The sequence below is a fragment of the Mycobacterium sp. genome, assembly GCF_049280035.1.
In the GTDB taxonomy this organism is placed as follows: Bacteria; Actinomycetota; Actinomycetes; order Mycobacteriales; family Mycobacteriaceae; genus Mycobacterium.
In genome coordinates this window covers 1-4,276 of record NZ_JBAPPI010000530.1, presented here as the reverse complement: position 1 = coordinate 4,276, position 4,276 = coordinate 1, and the positions used below count along the sequence as shown (strand labels likewise).

4 protein-coding genes are annotated in these 4,276 nt (G+C 65.6%); 1 reads left to right on the top strand and 3 read right to left on the bottom strand.

The features are described 5' to 3' along the window. The 3 genes from WAN71_RS17250 to WAN71_RS17240 form a co-directional block, all read right to left on the bottom strand. A partial coding sequence (locus tag WAN71_RS17250) for an SDR family NAD(P)-dependent oxidoreductase (protein ID WP_422226496.1) occupies positions 1-429 on the bottom strand: 429 nt, incomplete at its 3' end. Between the two features lie 20 nt (positions 430-449). Then, positions 450-1,550, bottom strand: a complete 1,101-nt coding sequence (locus WAN71_RS17245; protein WP_422226495.1) for an acyl-CoA dehydrogenase family protein — start codon at positions 1,548-1,550, stop codon at positions 450-452. Further along, on the bottom strand, positions 1,547-2,704 hold the full coding sequence (locus WAN71_RS17240) for an acyl-CoA dehydrogenase family protein (RefSeq protein ID WP_422226494.1): 1,158 nt from the start codon (positions 2,702-2,704) through the stop codon (positions 1,547-1,549). Before WAN71_RS17240 ends, WAN71_RS17245 begins: the two co-directional genes overlap by 4 nt. A 99-nt stretch (positions 2,705-2,803) precedes the next feature. On the opposite strand from WAN71_RS17240, the gene WAN71_RS17235 reads away from it, so the two are divergent. Next, the coding region (locus tag WAN71_RS17235; protein WP_422226493.1) for a VWA domain-containing protein at positions 2,804-4,276 on the top strand (1,473 nt) is incomplete at its 3' end.

Genomic DNA, 4,276 nt, shown 5'->3' with positions numbered 1-4,276 from the left:
GTAGCCGGCCGCCTTCATTTCCCGGTATGCCGGTTGGCTCACATAGAATCCACCGTCCAGGTGCACGCTGAGCATCCGCCGCCAGTCGGCCTGCGACAGATCCTCGAAGGGCACGCTGTTGAAGATGCCCGCGTTGCTCACCACCGCGTCCAGGCGACCGAATTGGTCGATGGCGATGCGGACGATCGCTTCGCCGCCCTCGGGGCTATCGACGGAATCGTGTGAGGCCGCGGCGACACCGCCGGCGCGTTCGATCTCTTGGACGACCGCGTCGGCGACGCTGGTGTCCGCACCATCGCCATGCATGGATCCGCCCAGGTCGTTGACCACCACCGCGGCGCCGCGGCGCGCCAACTCGAGCGCGTACAAGCGTCCGAGGCCGCGGCCGGCGCCGGTGACGATTACCACTTGTCCGGTGAAGTCGATCATGGCCACTCCTCTTCGAAGCCTCAGTGCAGGACTGATTCGGCGAATTGCGCGCCCACCTCGACGAGGTAGCGGTCGGGTCCGCCAAGAAATGCGTTCCAGCTCAGTAATCGCTTGAGATACAGGTGGGCATCGTGCTCCCAGGTGTAGCCGATACCGCCGAATACCTGGATGGCGTTGTCCGCGACGGTGGCCAACCGGCCGGCGAAGGCTTTGGCTCGCATCGCAGCCAAATGCCGCTCTTCACGATCGGCGGCGTCGGCGGCCCATAGTGCGTGGATCACGCCACTGCGGGCGAGTTCAACCGTCTCGTACATATCGACGCAGAGGTGCTGGACCGCTTGGAACGCACCGATCGGTTGGCCGAATTGGCGCCGCAGCTTGGCGTATTCGACGGCCAGGTACATGACTGCGCGCGCAGCGCCGAGCGCGTCGGCAGCCCAGGCGATGACGACGTCATCGACCAGCGCCTCAACGGTATCCGGCGACGCAGTGGCCAGATGTTGCGCTGGCGTGTCGTCGAGTATGACGCGAAATTGCTTGCGGGTCTGGTCTATTCCGGTTTGCGGTGTAACCTGCACGCCTGGCGTCGGCATCTGGACGGCGAAAAGCCCTGTGCTGTCCCGTTCATCGGCCAGTACCAGCAGCACGTCGGCGGCAGCGACATCCCAGACGTGGTCGATCGCCCCACGCAGCACTATGCCGTCGCCCAGTTCGACCGCAGCGGGGCGAACGCCATCAAGGGGGCCCACTGCGACAGTGCTGGAGCCGTTTGCAATTCCGCTGAAAAGCGGTGCAGCCGTGCTGTTGTCCACACCGAACCGCGTGAGTGCGCGAGTCGCGGCGACCGCAGTGGACAGCCACGGTCCGGGATGCAGTCCGGCGCCAAGCTCCTCGAGCACGATGCCGGCCTCGACCATTGTCATGCCGGCGCCGTCGCATTCCGGTGGCACCAGCAGACCGGTGGTTCCCAAGTCGGCGAGCCCTCGCCAGACCGCCTCGATGGTGCCGGTCGGGTCCTCGAGCATCGGGCGGACATGGCCGGCGATCGATGCCTTTTCGGCAAGGAAGCTTCGCACGGTGTCGCGCAGCGCGATCTGCTCGTCGCTCAGTTCTAAATTCATGAGCGTGGCAACCCCAGGACCCGCTGCGCGGTGATGTTCTTGTTGATCTGCGTCGTGCCGCCCGCGATGGTGAGCGAGCGCGACGTCAAGCGATAGTCGGCCCACCGGCGACCGTTGGCGTGCGACCCAAGCAGGTCGAATGCCAGCGCTGCAATCTCCTGTCCGACCTCACCCCAGATCGTCTTGGCCAGGCTCGCCGAGCCGAATGCGTCGCCGCCGTGCAGGATCGCCGAGATCGAGCGCTGACACAGCACCTCGAGATATTTGATACGCAAGGCGATTTCGCCGAGGCGCCGCAATGTTGTGGCATCTTCGAGTACGGGTCGACCATCGATGCGAACGTCGGCGAGGTCGGCCACCAGGTCCGTCAGCCGCATCTGCATCTCGGTGTAGAGGCGCGCTGCGCCGGCACGCTCGTGGCTCAGCGTCGTTGTCGCGATCTGCCAGCCTCCGTTTACCGGGCCGAGCAGGGCATCCGCGGGCACCCGCACGTCATTGAAGAACACTTCCGCAAAGTCGGCCTCGCCGCTGAGCGTGACGAGTGGCCGGACCTCGATACCTGGCAACGACATGTCGACAATCAGGCAGGAAATGCCCTTGTGCTTTGGTGAGTCCGGGTCCGTGCGCACGTAGAGCTGACACCAGTCGGCGCGGTAGCCCAGCGAAGTCCAGATCTTCTGACCGTTGACGATGAAGTGATCGTCTTCGCGAACGGCGCGGGTGCGCAGCGAGGCGAGATCCGAGCCCGCCTCGGGCTCCGACATGCCCTGGCACCAGATGTCGTCGGCTCGCATCATCCGGGGGAGCAGTGTGCGCTTCTGGGCTTCGGTGCCGTACTGCATGATCGCAGGCGCGATGTTTTTCATGCCGATCACGTTGAGGGGCATTGGCACCCGAGCGCGAGTTGTCTCCTCGGCGTACACCAACTGCTCGAGTACTGTCGCGCCGCGGCCGCCGTACTCCTGCGGCCAGGAGACCGCGGCCCAGCCGGCGTCGGCCATCGTCGCATTCCATGCTCGAAGTATCTCGAATCCGGCGTCGTCCCGGCCTCGCCGGCGGCCAGCCGCTATAACGTCGTCGGTGAGGTTCGTGGCCAACCACGCGCGCAGCTCCTTGCGGACCTGTTCCACCTCTGGTGGGTATGAAAAATCCACGTTCTCTGGTTTACCTCGCGCGATTGACTGGGGCCAAGCCGGACTTTACGTTGGAACAGATATTTGGTCAACGAGGTCGGCGGGGTTCGGAGGTGGTGCGTGGCAAGCGACGCTGCTGGCGATCGGTTGCAGGCCCTGGGCATGCTCGCTTCTGCACTTGCGGGCCGACCGGTGGCGGTCGCCGAATTGCAACCGGGTGCACTCGCGTGGACTGACGGCCAGACGATTTTCGTCGATGCCGCCGCGCGAGCCCGTGCGAAGCTCGAAGCGATTGCGGTGCAAGCCTCGCTGATCACGGCCGGCAGCCTAGATCGCGAGGTCGTGCGTTCCCTGGTCCGCCACCCGCGGCAGGCCCGGCGCTACCTAGCGGTCGAGGGACACCGCGCGCTAGTCGCCAATGGCGACCTGCTGCCGGGCATCTTGGCTTCCTTGGGCAACCGCGATATCGCAAGTCGCAGCGAATCGCCCGCCGCTTCGCTGAGAATTGCCGGCGGGCGGGCAGCGATCGCCGACCCGGCGCCGGAATTCGGCGTGATCCGCGCAGCGAAAGTACTTGCGTGCTCCCGACCGAGCAAACAAGAAGACCAGGCAAGCCCCCAACATGTGCCGCGAAACCGCGGCGCACAGGAACTCCAGGACCTCCAAGACGGCGAGATCGACGATTCCGACGATCCCGACATGTTCACCAGTCCGGTTGGCGGAGGCGGCTTTATAGGCAAGTGGCTGAAGAAGATGCTGTCTTCGGCGCGCAAGACCGGTCGTGGCGGCGGGCCACCCGGCGCGGATACCCCGACGCACCGGATGAACTCCGGTAATCGCGGTGTGCACGCCGTGTCATCGCTGGCCTCCGCGTCGAGCGATGACCACGGGAACGCCGAAGACCGCGGGATTCTTGCCCCTGATGGCGTGACGTACCCGGAATGGGACGCCATCCGCAAGAGATACCGCGATGCCTGGTGCACCGTGCGCGAGGTCGAGCCGAAGATCACGGCACAGCTGACCCAATCGATCCCAGATGGAGAAGCCGCGATCGGCATGCGGCGGCCGCTATCGCGACTTGGATTGGGTCTGCACCGCCGCCACCGCCAGTCGCAGGGCGACGATATCGACATCGACGCCGCAGTCGAAGCGCGTGTCGAGGTGATCGCCGGGTCGGTCCCCGATGAGGCGGTCTACCTAGACAGCCTTCGGCGCCGGCGCGACTTGTCGGTGCTGCTCCTGCTTGATGTATCGGGGTCGGCGGCGGAGCCCGGGACAATGGGGCGGACGGTGCACGAACAACAGCGTGCGGCAGTTGCCAACCTCATGGTTGCGCTGCACGACCTGGGCGACCGGGTTGCGCTCTACGCCTATTACTCGCAGGGCCGGCGCGCAGTGAGCATGGTGCCCGTCAAACGATTTGACGACCATCTGGACTCCCGGGCCATGAAGCGGCTGAACAGTCTGGATCCTGGCGCGTACTCCCGCCTGGGTGCGGCCATTCGCCACGGCTCGGCGGTCCTGGAGGCACGCGGCGGAACGTCACGGCGGCTGCTGGTGGTGCTGTCCGACGGGCTGGCATACGACCACGGC